This window comes from Pseudomonas sp. Pseusp11, from assembly GCF_047304405.1.
Lineage (GTDB): Bacteria > Pseudomonadota > Gammaproteobacteria > Pseudomonadales > Pseudomonadaceae > Aquipseudomonas.
Map to the genome: position 1 here is coordinate 1 of NZ_JBGLZF010000036.1, position 16,645 is coordinate 16,645.

At 58.8% G+C, this 16,645-nt stretch carries 16 protein-coding genes and 1 pseudogene; 10 read left to right on the forward strand and 7 right to left on the reverse strand.

The window, feature by feature from the left end:
* Positions 1-184: 184 nt before the first annotated feature.
* A complete protein-coding gene (locus ACCC96_RS23580; RefSeq protein ID WP_413697047.1) occupies positions 185-976 on the reverse strand; it encodes a dienelactone hydrolase family protein in 792 nt (263 codons plus the stop codon).
* Positions 977-1,123: 147 nt separating this feature from the next.
* On the opposite strand from ACCC96_RS23580, the gene ACCC96_RS23585 reads away from it, so the two are divergent.
* The 5 genes and pseudogenes from ACCC96_RS23585 to ACCC96_RS23605 all read left to right on the forward strand — a co-directional run bounded on the left by ACCC96_RS23585 (position 1,124) and on the right by ACCC96_RS23605 (position 7,008).
* Positions 1,124-1,726, forward strand: coding sequence for a hypothetical protein (locus tag ACCC96_RS23585; RefSeq protein WP_064616496.1), 603 nt, complete (start codon positions 1,124-1,126; stop codon positions 1,724-1,726).
* 92 nt (positions 1,727-1,818) lie between these two features.
* Positions 1,819-2,496 carry a response regulator gene (locus ACCC96_RS23590; RefSeq protein WP_007937523.1) on the forward strand — a complete coding sequence of 226 codons (678 nt, stop codon included), beginning with the start codon at positions 1,819-1,821 and terminating at the stop codon, positions 2,494-2,496.
* Positions 2,493-3,839 (forward strand): ATP-binding protein, encoded by a 1,347-nt coding sequence (locus ACCC96_RS23595; protein ID WP_413697048.1) that lies wholly within the window; start codon positions 2,493-2,495, stop codon positions 3,837-3,839. Before ACCC96_RS23590 ends, ACCC96_RS23595 begins: the two co-directional genes overlap by 4 nt.
* A 199-nt stretch (positions 3,840-4,038) precedes the next feature.
* On the forward strand, positions 4,039-6,258 hold the full coding sequence (locus ACCC96_RS23600; RefSeq protein ID WP_413697049.1) for a hypothetical protein: 2,220 nt from the start codon (positions 4,039-4,041) through the stop codon (positions 6,256-6,258).
* A 542-nt stretch (positions 6,259-6,800) separates the two neighbouring features.
* Positions 6,801-7,008: pseudogene (locus ACCC96_RS23605) on the forward strand (hypothetical protein).
* 216 nt (positions 7,009-7,224) lie between these two features.
* Here ACCC96_RS23605 and ACCC96_RS23610 read toward each other — a convergent pair.
* Entirely contained in the window at positions 7,225-8,223 is a 999-nt protein-coding gene (locus ACCC96_RS23610) for an AraC family transcriptional regulator (protein ID WP_413697050.1), read from the reverse strand.
* A gap of 338 nt (positions 8,224-8,561) precedes the next feature.
* On the opposite strand from ACCC96_RS23610, the gene ACCC96_RS23615 reads away from it, so the two are divergent.
* Both ACCC96_RS23615 and ACCC96_RS23620 read left to right on the forward strand, forming a co-directional pair.
* The gene (locus ACCC96_RS23615) at positions 8,562-9,896 is read left to right on the forward strand and encodes a dicarboxylate/amino acid:cation symporter (protein ID WP_019650372.1); all 1,335 of its coding nucleotides are present in this window, start codon (positions 8,562-8,564) and stop codon (positions 9,894-9,896) included.
* A gap of 143 nt (positions 9,897-10,039) precedes the next feature.
* Positions 10,040-11,221, forward strand: coding sequence for a CaiB/BaiF CoA transferase family protein (locus tag ACCC96_RS23620; RefSeq protein WP_413697051.1), 1,182 nt, complete (start codon positions 10,040-10,042; stop codon positions 11,219-11,221).
* 24 nt (positions 11,222-11,245) lie between these two features.
* On the opposite strand, the gene ACCC96_RS23625 is transcribed toward ACCC96_RS23620, so the two are convergent.
* Positions 11,246-11,740, reverse strand: a complete 495-nt coding sequence (locus ACCC96_RS23625; protein WP_007937535.1) for a SprT family zinc-dependent metalloprotease — start codon at positions 11,738-11,740, stop codon at positions 11,246-11,248.
* 149 nt (positions 11,741-11,889) lie between these two features.
* A complete protein-coding gene (locus ACCC96_RS23630) occupies positions 11,890-12,492 on the reverse strand; it encodes a Yip1 family protein (protein WP_019581231.1) in 603 nt (200 codons plus the stop codon).
* A 431-nt stretch (positions 12,493-12,923) separates the two neighbouring features.
* On the opposite strand from ACCC96_RS23630, the gene ttcA reads away from it, so the two are divergent.
* Complete coding sequence (ttcA, locus tag ACCC96_RS23635) at positions 12,924-13,748, forward strand: tRNA 2-thiocytidine(32) synthetase TtcA (protein WP_007937538.1); 825 nt, start codon at positions 12,924-12,926, stop codon at positions 13,746-13,748.
* A 170-nt stretch (positions 13,749-13,918) separates the two neighbouring features.
* Positions 13,919-14,593 carry a DNA-3-methyladenine glycosylase I gene (locus ACCC96_RS23640; RefSeq protein ID WP_007937540.1) on the forward strand — a complete coding sequence of 225 codons (675 nt, stop codon included), beginning with the start codon at positions 13,919-13,921 and terminating at the stop codon, positions 14,591-14,593.
* Positions 14,594-14,637: 44 nt separating this feature from the next.
* Here the strand turns inward: ACCC96_RS23640 and ACCC96_RS23645 are convergent, their stop codons facing one another.
* The 3 genes from ACCC96_RS23645 to arsC are packed head-to-tail and all read right to left on the reverse strand — an operon-like array spanning position 14,638 to position 16,011.
* Positions 14,638-15,063: a DUF2069 domain-containing protein gene (locus ACCC96_RS23645; protein WP_413697052.1), complete on the reverse strand. Its 426-nt coding sequence runs from the start codon at positions 15,061-15,063 to the stop codon at positions 14,638-14,640.
* Entirely contained in the window at positions 15,056-15,661 is a 606-nt protein-coding gene (gene wrbA / locus ACCC96_RS23650; protein ID WP_018926302.1) for an NAD(P)H:quinone oxidoreductase, read from the reverse strand. Before wrbA ends, ACCC96_RS23645 begins: the two co-directional genes overlap by 8 nt.
* Complete coding sequence (arsC, locus tag ACCC96_RS23655; protein ID WP_018926301.1) at positions 15,658-16,011, reverse strand: arsenate reductase (glutaredoxin); 354 nt, start codon at positions 16,009-16,011, stop codon at positions 15,658-15,660. The genes wrbA and arsC overlap by 4 nt, the downstream gene beginning before the upstream one ends.
* A 114-nt stretch (positions 16,012-16,125) precedes the next feature.
* Here arsC and ACCC96_RS23660 point away from each other — a divergent pair, with 114 nt between their 5' ends.
* Positions 16,126-16,593 (forward strand): TlpA family protein disulfide reductase, encoded by a 468-nt coding sequence (locus tag ACCC96_RS23660; RefSeq protein WP_413697053.1) that lies wholly within the window; start codon positions 16,126-16,128, stop codon positions 16,591-16,593.
* The last annotated feature ends 52 nt before the right edge of the window (positions 16,594-16,645 follow it).

Sequence of the window (16,645 nt, forward strand, 5' to 3'; positions counted from 1 at the left end):
TTTGGCTGACACACCGACAGCATTGCTCCCTGTGGCGAGGGAGCTTGCTCCCGCTGGGCAGCGAAGCGGCCCCAAAACCTGCAACCGCATTTCGTCAGGTACAACGCGTTTGCCGCCTTTACGACTGCTTCGCAGCCGAGCGGGAGCAAGCTCCCTCGCCACAGGGAGCAATGCTGTCGGTGTGTCAGCCAAAGATCTTCTTGAAAAACGCCTGCATGTCCGCCCACGATTTCTCATCAGCGGCCTTGTTGTAACCAATGTCCGGCCCGCCATGATCGCCATGGCTCAGACGATCCGCATCAGGGTTGCTGAAGCCATGCTTGGCGCCTTCAAGGCTGACAAATTTATAGTCGGCACCGGCCTTGTCCATTTCGGCCTTGAACGCCGTCACGTTTTCCGCCGTGACCATGCTGTCCAGCGCGCCATGCTCCACCAGGATTTTCGCTTTCACGCTGCCAGGCGCCGCCGGCGTATTGGTCGCCAGTGCACCGTGAAAACTCACCACGCCCGCCAGCGGCAAGCCCTGCCGTGCCGCATCCAGAACCACCTTGCCGCCGAAGCAATAACCGATGGCCGCCAGTTTGGCCGGATCGGTCTGTGGCTGTTTCTTCAGCAAATCGAGCCCGGCCTGAAACCGCGCGCTGGCTGCTGCGCTGTCCTTCGTCGCGGCTTGCATGAACGCCATGGCGTCCTTGGGGTGTTCGGTATTCTTGCCGTCGCCGTACATATCGATCGCCAGCGCGCTGTAGCCCAGACCGGCCAGATCGCGGGCGCGCCGCTTGGCGTAGTCGTTGAGGCCCCACCATTCATGTACCACCACCACACCCGGACGCGGACCTTTAATGGCGTCGTCGTAGGCGTAATAACCGATCAGTTTTGTGCCATCGGCACTTTGATAGGGGATTTCCTGGGTCTTGATGGCGGCCTGGCTGAGCCCGCTCACGGCCAGCAATACAAGGGCGAGGAACACGCGCATGGTTGAATCTCCGTACAAACAAACGTCAAGACAGCGTAGTCGATTTGATTCAGCTCAGGTTCAGAGTGCGTTCAGGGGACGTACAGGGTGGGGTCAGTAACCTTGCCCCGTACCCAAAAAGCACATAGCGCATGAGGAAATTCCCCAATGACTACATTGAAAAAACTGCTGCTGGCTTTCACCGTGATGGGCGCCAGTGTTGCCGCCCACGCCGACACCACCAATTTTGCCGGCCTGACCTTTGGCCAGACCAGCGACAAGGTTAAAAAATCCAGTGCCCTGAACGACAACCTCAACCATCCGAACGCCGACGGTGTGATCGGCAAGGACAACACCTGGGGTTTGCGTGTGGGCCAGCAAGACAGCCAGGGCCGCTACTACGCCACTTATGACAACGTGTCGGGCTCGCATAATGGCATTAAACTGCGTCAGGAAAACCTGCTGGGCAGCTACGATCTGTTTTACCCAGTGGGTGGCAGCACCAAACTGTTCGGCGGTGCCACGGCCGGTTTGACCAAAATGACCCAGGAATCGCCAGGCTTCAGCCGCGACAGCGACATCGGTTACGCCATTGGCGGCCAGCTCGGCGTGTTGCAGCAAGTTACGCAAAACACCTCGGTCGAGCTGGGTTACCGTTACCTGCGTAGCAACGCCAGCACCGAGATGAGCGAGCGCGGCGGTAGCAAACAGGGTTCGCTGGACTTGACCAGCAGCGCCCAGACGTACCTGTCCGCCAACTACGCTTTCTAAACAGCGTTTGGTTGCCAGTCAGTTAAGCCTCGCAACCTGTGGGAGCGGGCTTGACTGACCTTTGGAGATGTTGATTTGCCCCGGAGAGCCTTATGAAATTGCTGGTTGTCGAAGATGAAGCGCTGTTGCGCCATCACCTGCAAACCCGTTTGACGGACAGCGGCCACGTGGTCGAGGCCGTGGCCAACGCCATCGATGCGTTGCATCAGGCCGAGCAGTTCAACCATGACCTGGCGGTGATCGACCTCGGTCTGCCGGGCATGGGCGGGCTCGACCTGATTCGTCACCTGCGCTCCCAGGGCAAGACGTTTCCGATCCTGATCCTCACCGCGCGCGGCAACTGGCAAGACAAGGTCGAAGGCCTCGCCGCCGGTGCCGACGACTACGTGGTCAAGCCGTTCCAGTTCGAAGAGCTGGACGCCCGGCTCAATGCCTTGCTGCGCCGCTCCAGCGGGTTCACCCAGTCGACCATCGTCGCCGGTCCCTTGCTGCTGGACCTCAATCGTAAACAGGCGTCCCTCGATGACCAGCCGCTGGCGCTGACCGCCTACGAATACCGGATCCTCGAATACCTGATGCGGCATCACCAGCAAGTGGTGGCCAAGGACCGCTTGATGGAGCAGCTCTACCCGGATGACGACGAGCGTGATCCGAATGTGATCGAAGTGCTGGTCGGCCGCTTGCGCCGCAAACTCGAAGGCCCGGCCGGGTTCAAACCGATCGATACCGTGCGTGGCCTCGGTTACCTGTTCAATGAGCGCTGCACTTGATTCGTTCCCTTCGTGTCCGCTTGATGCTCGCCGCCACCACCCTGGCGGTGTTGTTCATGCTGGCGTTACTGCCGGCGATGCAGGGTGCGTTCAGCCTCGCATTGCAGGACTCCATCGAGCAGCGCCTGGCGTCGGACGTCACCACGCTGATCTCCGCCGCCCGGGTGGATAACAACCGCTTGCAGATGCCGGCACAGTTGCCCGATGAACGCTTCAACCTCACCGACAGCCGTTTGCTTGGCTACATCTATGACCGCGAAGGTCACCTGGTCTGGCGTTCGAAAGCCACCCAGGAAGAAAACATCAACTACAAGCCGCGTTACGACGGGCGCGGTAACGAGTTCGCGAGGATTCGCGAGGCCAATGGTGAAGAGTTTTTCGTCTATGACGTCGAGGTCAAGCTGCTCGGCGGCAAAAGCGCGGCGTTCAGCATCGTCGCGCTGCAACCGGTGCGCGAATACGAAGTCACCCTCGAAGGCCTGCGGGAAAACCTCTACCTGGGCTTCGGTGCCGCGTTGCTGGTGTTGCTCGTCTTGCTCTGGGTCGGCCTGACCTGGGGCTTGCAGGCGTTGAGCCGGCTGAGCCAGGAGCTGGACCAGATCGAAAGCGGCACCCGCGAAAGCCTCAGCGAACAACACCCGCGCGAACTGCTGCGCCTGACCGGCTCGCTCAACCGTTTGCTGCACAGCGAGCGTGAACAGCGCAGCCGTTATCGCGATTCTCTCGACGACCTGGCCCACAGCCTGAAAACCCCGCTGGCGGTGCTGCAAGGGGTCAGCGAAGACATGGCGCAAAAGCCGCAAGAGCGCGATCAGGCCTGGGTGCTGCAAACCCAGATCGAACGCATGAGCCAGCAGATCAGCTATCAACTGCAACGGGCCAGCCTGCGCAAAAGCGGCCTGGTGCGCCATCAGGTGCGCCTGCGCCCGGTGCTGCAAAGCCTCTGCGACACCCTGGACAAGGTCTACCGCGACAAACGCGTGCGGGTCGCCTTCGATCTGCCGGATCAGTGCTACGTGCCGATCGAGCAGGGCGCCTTGCTGGAAATGATGGGCAACCTGCTGGAAAACGCCTATCGCCTGTGTTTGAGCGAAGTGCGCATCAGCGTGCGCGAAACCCTCAGCGGGATTGAGCTTTGCATTGAAGACGATGGCCCCGGCGTACCACCGGACCAGCGCGCGCGAATTCTCGAGCGCGGCGAGCGGCTGGACCGCCAGCATCCGGGGCAGGGGATTGGCTTGGCGGTGGTCAAGGACATCATCGAAAGCTACAGCGCCAAGTTGACGCTGGGGGATTCGCCGATGGGCGGCGCGGCGTTCCGGATTCATTTTCCGGTGGTTTGATGTAGGGGCTTGGCCAAAAAGATCGCAGCCTCGTTGCACTCGACAGCTCCTACACGAGATAAGCGCTCAAGCGCCAGCCGTTCGTCTTAAATCGCCTTCAACCTGTTATTTCTGACAGTAGTAAATCTTCCAGGTTAAGAGTGTGATGGCTTTGGATCCCGGAGGGGCTCGGGCTTATCAAACTTTCCAGGTGTGCATGATGGACATCCAGTCATCCGTGTTGAATCAGTTATTCGAACTCTTTCCAGTGATCATCCAGGGCTGGGTATCCCCGGTGAAGCCTGTCGGTCTCGCCCATGGCGGTATTCCCAAAGCCATTTATGACGGACAGTCACGGGGTCTGGAATGTCTGGTGGAACCATGGAGGGAGTTGCAGCTTCGTTCTTGGGCAATGGCCGTGGATGACCGCGTTGACTTGTATGTAAACGACGATCTCACTCCCGTCGATGGCAAGACCATTGCCCCCGGAGAGGAACAACTTCGCGTGCGGCTATACATACCGCATGGCCGGTTGCGCAACGGCGTCAACCGACTGCATTACAAGGTCGTCCGTCCCAGTGGGAACGGCAGCGAAGATTCCCGGGATCTGAATGTGCTGTATTACCTGCGGTCGCCCGGTGAGCCAGCGCCTGCTGGTCTGGATCTGGTGATCCCGCCCGATGTCATCAAGGATGGGGTCAGTGCCGCACGCGCGGCGCAAGGTGTAGAGTTCGGGTTCACCTATTCCAACCGGCGAGCCTATGACCGCATTCGCTTTCAGTTAGGCGATGAGACGATTGAGAGGGAGATCACCGACACTTCGGTGCCGGTGATCAAAAAACTGTTCACTGACACTTTCCAGAAAGTGGGTGACAACCCGAACACGCTGTGTGATTACGTCGTTATTGACCAGTTGGGCAATTCCAACCGGTCGCCAACCAAGCAGATCGATGTTCACCTTGGCCGTACTAATCTTTCGGCGGCCATCCTTCGAGAAATCCCGACCGAGAACATTGACGATCCCAGCACGGTGGACCGCGCCAAATTGAACGGAAATCCGTTGTCAGCGTTGATTCACCTCATCGACACGATCTGGAAAGCAGGTGACTCGATCAAACTGGTTTTCACCGCCGAATTGAATGGCAGTGTCGTTGCAACTCACGAAGAAACATCGGCTGTCACACAAGTACCGAGTCAATTTGTGTGGAGCATTCCCAATAGCAAGATCATCGCCAATAGCGCTGTGAAGGTGGTGTATCAACAGATCCGGGGCAGTACGGTCATCGCGACCTCGACACCTGCCATCGCACAGGTCATTGGCGAAGGCGTCATCAAGTTAATCCCGCCGATACTGGCACGGGCCGTCAGTCCCATCGACCTATTGCTCTATTTGAACGGCGTCACTGTGCGCATCGAGTTCCTGGCCGCCCTGACAGGGGACAAGGCTCAGTTGATTGAAATCAACCCGCCGGCCGGTGCCACGCCATTTCCGGCGGTGGCTTTCAACGCAAACAAGCGGACGAACACCACCCTGACCCAGGCCTTTCTGGCGGCGCGGCACGGGAAGCAACTGGAGTTTCGCTGGGCGCTGATTCGGGGCGGCAAGGAGATTGCCCGGTCAGGGTCGTTGCTGGTGACTGTTTTACGGATTGAGGACCGCGATCCCCGTTTGCCGGTAGCAGAAATTCAGCAAGCGCAGGCGGGTAGACTGAATCTCGATGATTTTGTTAACGACGCTACTTTCCGACTTCTCCCATGGGTATTTATAGAGATCGGGCAGGTTATTAATGTAACGGTCGAGGATAAAAATCATGCACTGCTGACGGTATTGCAGAACTACCGTATAACAGCACAGGATGTGACAAACGGTTTGATCCAAGCAATATCGCGTCCATGGCTCGATGCGTTATTCGATAATGCTGAAATAACAGTCAAGGTCGATGTAACAGTCGGCGGTCATACCGTTGTCTTCAAGGACGTTAACTACATCGTCAGCCTTCGATCGTATGCCGGCTATGAAGACTTCGACAGTGCACGCCTGATTGATTTCAAACCCGGCTCGGCACATACGTTTGCGAGTGGGATAACGCTAAAGTCACTGGGCGGAACTGTTCATTTGACGAATATTCATACCACTGACAGAAACTACACGCCGTTACTCGGAAGCGTCACGCTGAACATGCTAGGAACGGTTGAGATTACCCTTCCGGGTTTAGCCACGCATGTCAGCTTTATGTTCGATTCGCACCAGTTGCACGAAGACAATGCAGTCGTTTTTATGAATGAACGAGGCCATGTCATTGGTACGAGGCCATTAACTTTTACAACCCTCTACCAATTCGCCTATGTCAGTTTCAATGCGCCGGGCAACAGCAGAATAAAGTCATTCACTATTTCTAATAGAAATGACATGTACGTCGACAGAATTGAAGTGAAGTAGAGGAGTATTCATTCATGAAGATGCGTGCGGTGAATCGGAGGCTGGACAGGCTTGATCCGTCGTTAACTGAAGCGAGAGGAACTTAAGGAGGAACTTAAGGAGACGCATTTATTTATCAAAGTTGACGCTCGGGAATTCGCCGATTGGCGGGGCGGCATTCCGGATTCATTTTCCGGTGGTTTGATGTGGGCGCCTGGCCGATCTTTTGATTTTAAACGGTGATGTTTAATCGACATCTCCAGACACTCACCCAGGCTACACATCCTTGCGCCGCTGCCTACGACTACGCCAGAATCCGCCGGCTAGTGCACCTGGGGCGTGGGCTATATCGTTTCCTTGTCGCTGACCAATCAGCGATCGGGTCTCCCAGCCCGTGTATCTCTAGACGCACAACATCCTCCGTTCACGTTATGGCGGCTGTACGTGGGAGACCTTCGGGTCTGCCGGTTCTAGAGTCCCGGTCTGCGACCCGCGTATAGCTGCCACCTTCTTTCGTCTCGCAGCGAACAGTGGCGGCTCCATGACTCTAGGAGGCTTTATCCATGTTCAAACCAACACTTAATCCACCAGCACCCGACGACGTTTCCCCCTACGAATCCCTCGATTCCAAAAAACTCCACGAAGCCGCCGACCGCACCCTCGACCACTACCTCAAAACATCGCAACATGATGTTGGGGATTCAATCGGTGGTCATGCTCGGTGAATTGGCCGTCAACCGAGTGCTGGATAACCTCGATCCACAAGGCTGACGAAAGTCTGTGGTGAGAGCACTTATTGTGGCGAGGGAGCTTGCTCCCGCTGGGCTGCGAAGCGGCCCCAAAGTCTGCAACCGCAGGTTTTCAGGCACACCGCATAAACCGGTTTTGCGACTGCTTCGCAGCCGAGCGGGAGCAAGCTCCCTCGCCACAACAGCCTGTCTAGCTGCACAGTTATGCGGTGAGTACACCAAAAATCAGCGCTAGAACTCAATTCTCTTGCGCGCGATAAGCCCCCGGCGTTAACCCCGTCCATTTCTTGAACGCCCGGTGAAACGCCGAAGGCTCGGAAAACCCCAACTGCTCGGCAATCTGTTGCAACGACAGATCCGCTCGCCCCAGGTGATAAATCGCGATGTCCCGGCGCAACTGATCCTTCAACTCCTGAAAACTCGTGCCTTCCTCACGCAAATGCCGGCGCAAGGTTTGCGGGCTGATGTGCAGGTGCGCCGCTACCGCTTCCAGGTCCGGCCAGCGTGCGCTGTCGCGGCTGAGCAGGCGCCGCAACTGGCTGCTCAGGCTGTCGCCTTCGTCGGGGCGTGACAGCAGGTCGGCGGGGGAGCGCTCGAGAAAGTGCTTGAGGGTTCGTTCGTCCTGCAACAGCGGCATGTTCAGGTAGCGGCTGTGGAACAGCAGGCTACTCTGAGTAGTATCGAACGTTAGCGGGCAGGAAAACAGCAAGTCGTATTCGGCCCCGTGCTCGGGCCTCGGGTAGCTGAATGTGGCGTGCTCCAGACGAATGCGCTGGCCGATCAGCCAGCTGCCGAACCGATGCCAGATCACCAGCAGGCTTTCGCTGAGGAAGTGGTCCGGGTCCCACAGCGGCGAATCGTCGAGGCTCAGGCGAATCATCTCGCCTTCGCGATTCAGCGTCAGGCGCGGCGCCCCGGGAAACAGGCTGTAAAACAACAGGCCGCGATTGAGCGCTTTCTCCAGTGTGCGGCAGTGGATCACCGCGTGGCACATCATCGCGAAGCTGCCGGGTTTGCTCGGGGCCTGTCCGAAGCCCAGGTATTCGTCGTCCAGGGCCAGCCACAATCCCTGGATCAACCGGGTGAACTGTTCAGGCGCGATTCGGGCGCGTGGTTCTTCAAGCAACTCGGGGCTGATCCCCAGTTGCTGCAGCAGGCTCGAATAGTCGTAGCCACGTCGGCGCGCGCCGCCGAGGGCGGCACGGGCGAAATGGCTGGCGATGGTGCGTTCACGCATGGGGGCAGGTCCGTCCACTGAGCAATGGATGGTAGCGGTGCCCATCGACGATGAACAAGGCGGATATCCGCCAAATTGCAGGACGAGGTCAGGCGGGTTGGCGGATATCCGCCACATGGTTGTAACCGGTTGGTGACCAAAAGAAACCTGTAACCCTTGATGTCAAAAGGCTCGCAGGCTTTTTGGCGAATGTGGCACGCACCTTGCGATACAACGAGCAGATGCCTGCCGTTGCGCAGCTCGACAAAACAAATCCCTCCAGTGCAGGAGGGTTCGCAATTGAAGTGTCTTGGGCAACAGATGGATGTTGTCACCGGGCACTCTTGAGGAACTTTGCAATGACGACTCGTCAGCCACTGTACAAATCCCTGTATTTCCAGGTGATCGTTGCCATCGCCATCGGCATCCTGCTCGGTCACTTCTACCCGCAGACCGGTGTAGCCCTCAAGCCGTTGGGTGACGGGTTCATCAAACTGATCAAAATGATCATCGCTCCCATCATTTTCTGCACCGTCGTCAGCGGTATCGCGGGCATGCAGAACATGAAGTCGGTTGGCAAGACCGGCGGTTACGCGCTGCTGTATTTCGAAATCGTTTCGACCATCGCCCTGCTGGTCGGTCTGGTAGTGGTCAACATCGTGCAGCCGGGTAACGGCATGCACATCGATGTCACCACGTTGGATGCCTCCAAAATCGCAACCTACGTGGCTGCGGGTGCGGATCAAAGCGTCGTTGGCTTCTTGCTGAACGTGATCCCGACCACCATCTTTGGTGCGTTCGCCACGGGCGATATCCTGCAAGTGCTGATGTTCTCGGTGATCTTCGGTTTCGCCCTGCATCGCCTGGGTGCCTACGGCAAGCCGATCCTGGACTTCATCGATCGCTTCGCCCACGTGATGTTCAACATCATCAACATGATCATGAAGCTCGCGCCGCTCGGTGCCTTCGGTGCCATGGCGTTCACCATCGGTGCTTATGGTGTTGGCTCGCTGGTGCAGCTGGGTCAACTGATGGCCTGCTTCTACATCACCTGCCTGCTGTTCATTCTGGTCGTGCTGGGCGGTATTGCTCGCGCTCACGGCTTCAGCGTGCTGAAAGTGATTCGTTACATCCGTGAAGAGCTGCTGATCGTGCTGGGTACTTCCTCTTCGGAGTCGGTGCTGCCACGTATGCTGATCAAAATGGAGCGTCTGGGCGCGCAGAAATCCGTAGTAGGTCTGGTGATCCCGACCGGTTACTCGTTCAACCTCGACGGTACTGCGATCTACCTGACCATGGCGGCAGTGTTCATTGCTCAGGCCACCGACACCCACATGGACATCACTCACCAGATCACTCTGCTTGTGGTGTTGCTGCTGTCCTCCAAAGGCGCTGCTGGCGTGACCGGTAGTGGCTTCATCGTACTGGCTGCTACCTTGTCCGCTGTTGGCCACCTGCCGGTTGCCGGCCTGGCGCTGATCCTCGGTATCGACCGTTTCATGTCCGAAGCCCGTGCGCTGACCAACCTGATCGGTAACGCGGTTGCCACCCTTGTTGTGGCCAAGTGGGTCAAGGAACTGGACACCGACGTGCTGCAATCCGAGCTGGCCTCGGGCGGTCGCGGCATTGCCGACGAGCCTAAAGACGATGTTTTGGGCCACGTCGAAGGTGCAACCCCGACGAACGCCAAGTAAGCCTTGTTGTAATGAAAAACCCGCTTCGGCGGGTTTTTTGTTGCCTGCGATTTGAGCGTAACGGTCAGCGTCACTGGCACATAAGGTGATTGCTGCAATGTCCCGGGCTGCCTAGGCTTGGGGGACTGCACTGGAGAACGCTCATGCTCGGTCCACTGGCATCACTCAAGGTTCTGGATTTCTCGACATTGTTGCCGGGGCCGTTTGCCTCGTTGCTGCTGGCGGACATGGGCGCCGAGGTGCTGCGCATCGAATCGCCGACCCGCATGGATTTGCTGCGGGTGCTGGGGCCCCATGATCAGGGCGTGTCGGCCAGCCACGCGTACCTCAATCGCAACAAGCGCAGCCTGGCGCTGGACCTCAAGCAGCCCGAGGCGCTGGAGGTGATCAAGCAATTGCTTGCGGACTACGACATTGTGCTGGAGCAGTTCCGCCCTGGCGTGATGGAACGGCTGGGCCTGGGGTATGAAGCCTTGAAGGCGATCAATCCACGGTTGATTTATGTGTCGATCACTGGCTACGGCCAGACCGGCCCTTACAAGGACCGCGCCGGCCACGACATCAACTACCTGGCGCTGGCGGGCCTTTCGAGCTACACCGGTCGCGCCGACAGCGGCCCGTTGCCGTTGGGCATGCAGGTGGCAGATGTCGCGGGCGGCTCGTTGCACGGGGTGATCGGGTTGTTGGCGGCGGTGATTGCGCGGCAGCAGACCGGGCAGGGGCAGCATCTGGATGTGAGCATGACCGACTGCGCCTTCAGCCTGAACGCCATGGCCGGTGCCGGCTACCTGGCCTGCGGCGTTGAGCCGGGCAGGGAAGACCAGATGCTCAACGGCGGCAGCTTCTACGATTACTACCGGTCGCGCGATGGCCGCTGGTTGTCGGTGGGCAGTCTGGAACCGGGGTTCATGCAGCAACTGTGCACGACGTTGGGCCGTCCGGAACTGGCGGCCGAGGGACTGTCGTCCGACCCCGCTCGGCAACGGGCGCTCAAGGATGCGCTGAACATTGAATTCGAAAAACACGACTTTGCCTGGTTGTGTGAGCTGTTTGCCGGGGTCGATGCGTGTGTCGAGCCGGTGTTGAGTCTGGGCGAAGCGGTCGGGCACCCGCAGTTGCAGGCGCGGGAACTGGTGACTGAGGTGCCGCGGGGCGATGGCTCGACCCAGGCGCAGATGGCCTGCCCGTTGAAGTTTTCAGCAGGGTTGCCTGAGCCGCGGCACATTGGCGCCCGGCTGGGGCAGCATACGGATGAGGTGTTGGGGGAGTTGGGGTTTAGTGTTGAGCGGATTGAAGCGCTGCGGCGGGCCAAGGTAGTTATCTAGCGTCTGTCCCGGCCGAAATTCAACTTATTCGACTCGCATCTCCCCACTGAACACCAACGTACTGCGACAGCGCCGGCACAAATACCGCCGCCCCTGGCGCACCAGGCTATGACGCTGGGCCGAAAACGGGAAATCGCTATCGGCGCACGGGCATTTGTAGATGTAGCGGGTCACGCTGCGGCGTTTGACGTCATAGGTGTGGCAGCGGTTGGGCGGCAGTTCGTAGACGCCGCGCATGATCAGTTGCCACTCTTCGCCGTGGGGCTGGATGCGGTCGCCGAACAGTTGATGGGCGATCAGGTGCGCGACTTCATGCGCCACGGTCTGCTTGAGGAAGTCTTCGGTGTTTTCCCGGTACAGCTGCGGGTTGAAGCGCAGCAGGTTCTCGTGCAAATGCGCGACACCGGCTTTTTGCCCGCGCAGCTTGAGGCTCACCACGGGGCGTTTGAAAGGTCGTTTGAAAAAGGATTCGGCTTGCAGGAAACAGTCTTCGACGCGGGTATTGAGTTGCTCGGGCATGCTTGATGGATCTCCAAGGATGTCGAGTATGCCGCAACCCCGAGGGCTTGCGAATCGCTCAGGTGCCGAATGGTCGTTGCTCGCATTAGAAGGCCGCCTTGCGGCGGCCTGTAGTGGCGGAACGTGTTTTTTATGTTGGCGCTTGTTTGTCAGTTGGTATAGACCGGTCCCACGCCAAGGCCCCAGACAATCACGGTAAACGCCATGATGGCTACCAGCACCACCAGTCCTACGGCGAGCACCGAGCTCGAAAACAGGAAGCCCTCGTCCGATGGAATGTTCATGAACGTTGGTAGCCCTACATACAGCAGGTACACCGTGTAGCAGACAGCCGCGGTGCCGACGATCATCCCCAGCCACAAGTGCGGGTACAGCGCCGCCAAGCCGCCGATGAACAGTGGGGTGGCGGTGTACGTGGCGAATGCGATACAGCGCGCCAGGCTCGGGTTGGCGTCATAGGTACGGGCCATCCAGTGAATGAAGGCGCCCATCACCGCGACACCGCCGAGCATCGCCAGGTATGACATGATGGTCATCCAGAGCGCGCTTTCCATGGTCAGCATCACCGGTGCTCGATTGCCGATGACCCAGCCGACTTGCGTGGTGCCGATAAACGCCGATATGGCGGGGATCGCCGCAAGAATCAAGGTGTGCGTCAGGTACATGTGGCTGATGCTTTCTTCCTCGTCGCCACGGATTTCTTTCCATTCCTGGTCAGGGTGGGTAAAGAGTCCCACTACGTGATGGATCATGCCAGTCACTCCTCTTGTTGTTGCCATCGCCCCCCAGCGGAGCGCTTACGGGCCAAAGTGGCCAGGTAAGAACAGGTCTGAATACGTGTGCGACCTTATGTCGCAGTATAGAAAGGAGTTACTTGCAATAGTGCGAGGGCTTTAGAGCAAATCGCGCTGTAAACAATCTTGTTAATCGCCGCAAGGTCTGTGCCGAATGGAACCTGTGGCGAGGGAGCTTGCTCCCGCTGGGGCGCGAAGCGGCCCCAAAACAGTCCACCCTGTTGTGTCAGGCAAACCGCGGCGGCAGGTTTTGCGACTGCTGCGCAGCCGAGCGGGAGCAAGCTCCCTCGCCACAGGGGTATGCTCAAGTCATATAAGTGCAGGCTTCGCCCCGTCAGGGTTTTTGCGTAAAATGCCGGCCTTTCGTCACACCTCACGGATTTCGCGTCATGGGCACTCTTACGGTCAACCAGAACAAACTGCAAAAGCGCCTTCGCCGCCAGGCCGGTGAGGCTGTTGCCGATTTCAACATGATTGAAGACGGCGACAAGGTCATGGTCTGCCTGTCCGGTGGCAAGGACAGCTACACCATGCTCGATGTGCTGATGCATTTGCAGAAAGTCGCCCCGATCAAGTTCGAGATCGTCGCCGTGAACATGGACCAGAAGCAGCCAGGCTTCCCCGAACACGTGCTGCCGGCTTACCTCAAAGAACTGGGCATCGAGTACCACATCGTCGAGAAAGATACCTACTCGGTGGTCAAGGAGCTGATCCCGGAAGGCAAGACCACTTGCTCGCTGTGCTCGCGCCTGCGTCGCGGCACGCTGTACACCTTTGCCGACGAAATCGGCGCGACCAAAATGGCCCTCGGTCACCACCGTGACGACATCGTCGAGACGTTCTTCCTGAACATGTTCTTCAACGGTTCGCTCAAGGCCATGCCGCCAAAGCTGCGCGCCGACGACGGGCGCAACGTGGTGATTCGCCCGCTGGCCTACTGCAACGAAAAAGACATTCAGGCCTACTCGGACCTCAAGCAATTCCCGATCATCCCGTGCAACCTCTGCGGCTCCCAGGAAAACCTGCAACGCCAGGTGGTTAAAGAGATGCTGCAGGAGTGGGAACGCAAGACCCCGGGCCGCACCGAGAGCATTTTCCGCAGCCTGCAGAACGTGATCCCGTCGCAACTGGCGGACCGCAACCTGTTCGACTTCACCAACCTGCGTATCGACGAAAGCGCCGCATCGCGGTTCGTCAACGTAGTGAACCTCTGAACAAAATTGTGGGAGCGAGCCTGTGGTGAGGGGGCTTGCCCCCCGTTAGGCTGCGAAGCGGCCCAAATTGCGGATGCACCAAAGATTTTGTGAGTGCTACGCACTCAAACGGGGGCAAGCCCCCTCACCACGGGGCTCCCATAGATCCGTTTCATCCCATAGGAGAGGGCATGCGCGATTACAAGTGGCTGCACGAATACTGTCTGAACCGCTTTGGTTCGGCGGCTGAACTGGAAGCCCATCTGCCGGTTCCCAAGACCCCGGCGCAATTGCGCAAGATCAGTGACGACCGCTACCTCTCGACCATGGCGTTGCGGGTATTCCGTGCCGGGCTCAAGCACAGCCTGGTGGATGCCAAGTGGCCGGCGTTCGAAGAAGTGTTCTTCAAGTTCGACCCGGAAAAAGTCGTGCTGATGAGCGCTGAACATCTGGAGCGCTTGATGCAGGACGCGCGAATCATCCGCCACCTGGGCAAGCTCAAGAGCGTGCCGCGCAATGCGCAGTTCATTCTGGACGTGGCCCATGAGAAGGGTAGTTTCGGTGCGTTGATCGCCGACTGGCCGGTAACCGATATCGTCGGCTTGTGGACCTACCTGAAAAAACACGGCCATCAGTTGGGCGGGTTATCCGCGCCGCGATTCTTGCGGATGGTCGGCAAGGACACCTTCGTGCCGAGCTACGACGTGGTGGCAGCGCTGAATGCACAGCAGATCATCGACAAGGTGCCGAGCAGTTTGCGCGACCTGGCCACGGTGCAGAATGCGTTCAACCAGTGGCATGAAGAGAGCGGTGGACGGCCGATGAGCCAGATTTCGATGATGCTGGCGTATACCGTCAATCATTGAGACCGGGTTGCGGCCTTCGCGGGCTTGCCCGCGAAGGCGTCAGATCAGGCGACGGAAATCTCGCCTTCTCCCGCCAACTTGCGGTTCAACTGATACCGCCACCGCACATACAGCAACGCCGAGCAGAACACCGCCAGGCTCGCACCCATCTCCAGCAAACCGAACAGCTGCCGGTTCGGGTCATAGGCGGCCAATGCGCCCTTGATGAAATACAGGTTCACCACAAAACACATCCACGAATGCCCACGGGCACTGCCGACGATCATCCCCGGTGCCAGCAACAGCAGCGGCACCAGTTCGATCAGCAGAATCACCCACGGCCGCGCGCCATGCAGGTCGGCGAACACCAGGTAGTAGGCGCAAAGCAGCCCCGCCAGGCCGAAAAAGCACAGCAGGCTGATGACGCGCATCGTTCGTACACGCGGTTCGAGCCATTCGATGGCAGGCAAGACCTTAGGCTTCTTAGCCACGATGGCTCTCCAGTTTCTGCGCAGTCTTCGCCAGGCGAAGGCCCAAGGCACGGCACAGAGCGACTTCATGTTCGTTCAAACCGCTTTTACCGTCGGCGCCGGCGTGATGACTGGCGCCGTAAGGCGTGCCGCCGCCGCGGGTTTCCAGCAGCGCCGATTCGCTGTAAGGCAGGCCGGTGATCAACATGCCGTGGTGCAGCAACGGCAGCATCATCGACAGCAGAGTGGTTTCCTGGCCGCCGTGCAGGCTGGCGGTCGAGGTGAAGACCCCGGCCGGTTTTCCCACCAGGGCGCCGGTCAGCCACAGGTTGCTGGTGCCGTCGAGGAAGTACTTGAGCGGCGCCGCCATGTTGCCGAAGCGGGTCGGGCTGCCCAGGGCCAGGCCGGCGCAGTTCTTCAAATCGTCGAGGCTGGCGTACAGCGCGCCTTCATCGGGAATATCCGGCGCCACGGCTTCGCACTCAGTGGAGATCGCCGGCACCGTGCGCAACCTGGCTTCAAGGCCGGCCTGCTCGACGCCACGGGCAATCTGCCGGGCCATTTCATTGGTCGAGCCGCTGCGGCTGTAATACAGCACCAGAATGTACGGCGCGCTCACGGCAACAACTCCAGCACATTCTCCGGCGGACGACCGATGATGGCTTTGTCGCCGACTTCGAGAATCGGCCGCTCCATGAGTTTCGGGTGTGCAGCGATGGCGGCGATCAATTGCGCCTCGCTCAAACTGCTATCGGCCAGGTTGAGGGTTTTGTACTCGTCCTCGCCGGTGCGCAGCAATTGCCGGGCGCTGATGCCGAGTTTGCTCAGCAGGCTCTGGATTTGCGCGGCGTCCAGCGGTGTTTCCAGGTAGCGGACGACCGTTGGCGTCAGGCCACGGGCTTCGATGAGTTCGAGCGCACCGCGGGATTTCGAGCAGCGCGGGTTGTGATAAAGCGTCAGATCGGTCATGTGCGGGTCGCTTCTTGCGTAAAGTGGCGGCTATTCTAACTGTGCGGCGCGTAATCCAGAACCTTGGGAGGCGATGGGTCGCAGGTGCATTCTATTTTTGACAAGGATTGAGAAATGACAAGGCGACTGGCAGCGGCATTGGCGATCTTGGGGGCGTTATTGCTGGGGGGCTGTGGCAACGACTATGGCATCGACCAGAATGGTCACAAGATCGCCGCCGAACGTCTGGACAAACAATGGCTGGTGCTCAATTACTGGGCCGAATGGTGCGGCCCGTGCCGTACCGAGATCCCGGAGCTGAACGTGCTGGCCGAGCAGCTCAAGGGCAAGAAGATCGGTGTGTTTGGGGTCAACTTCGACAATGTGCAGGGCGAAGAGCTGAAAAGCGCCAGCGAGAAACTGGGGATCAAGTTCACTGTATTGGCCCAGGACCCGGCCGACCTTTTCGAATTGCCACGCAGTGAAGCGCTGCCGGTGACTTACATCATCGACAACAAGGGCAAAGTGCGGGAACAGTTGATGGGCGAGCAGACGGCGGCGGGGGTGATGGCGAAGCTTGAGGCGTTGCAGGCAAAGAATTGAGTGGTTGTTAAGAAAAAGATCGCAGCCTTCGGCAGCTCCTACAGGTGTTCGG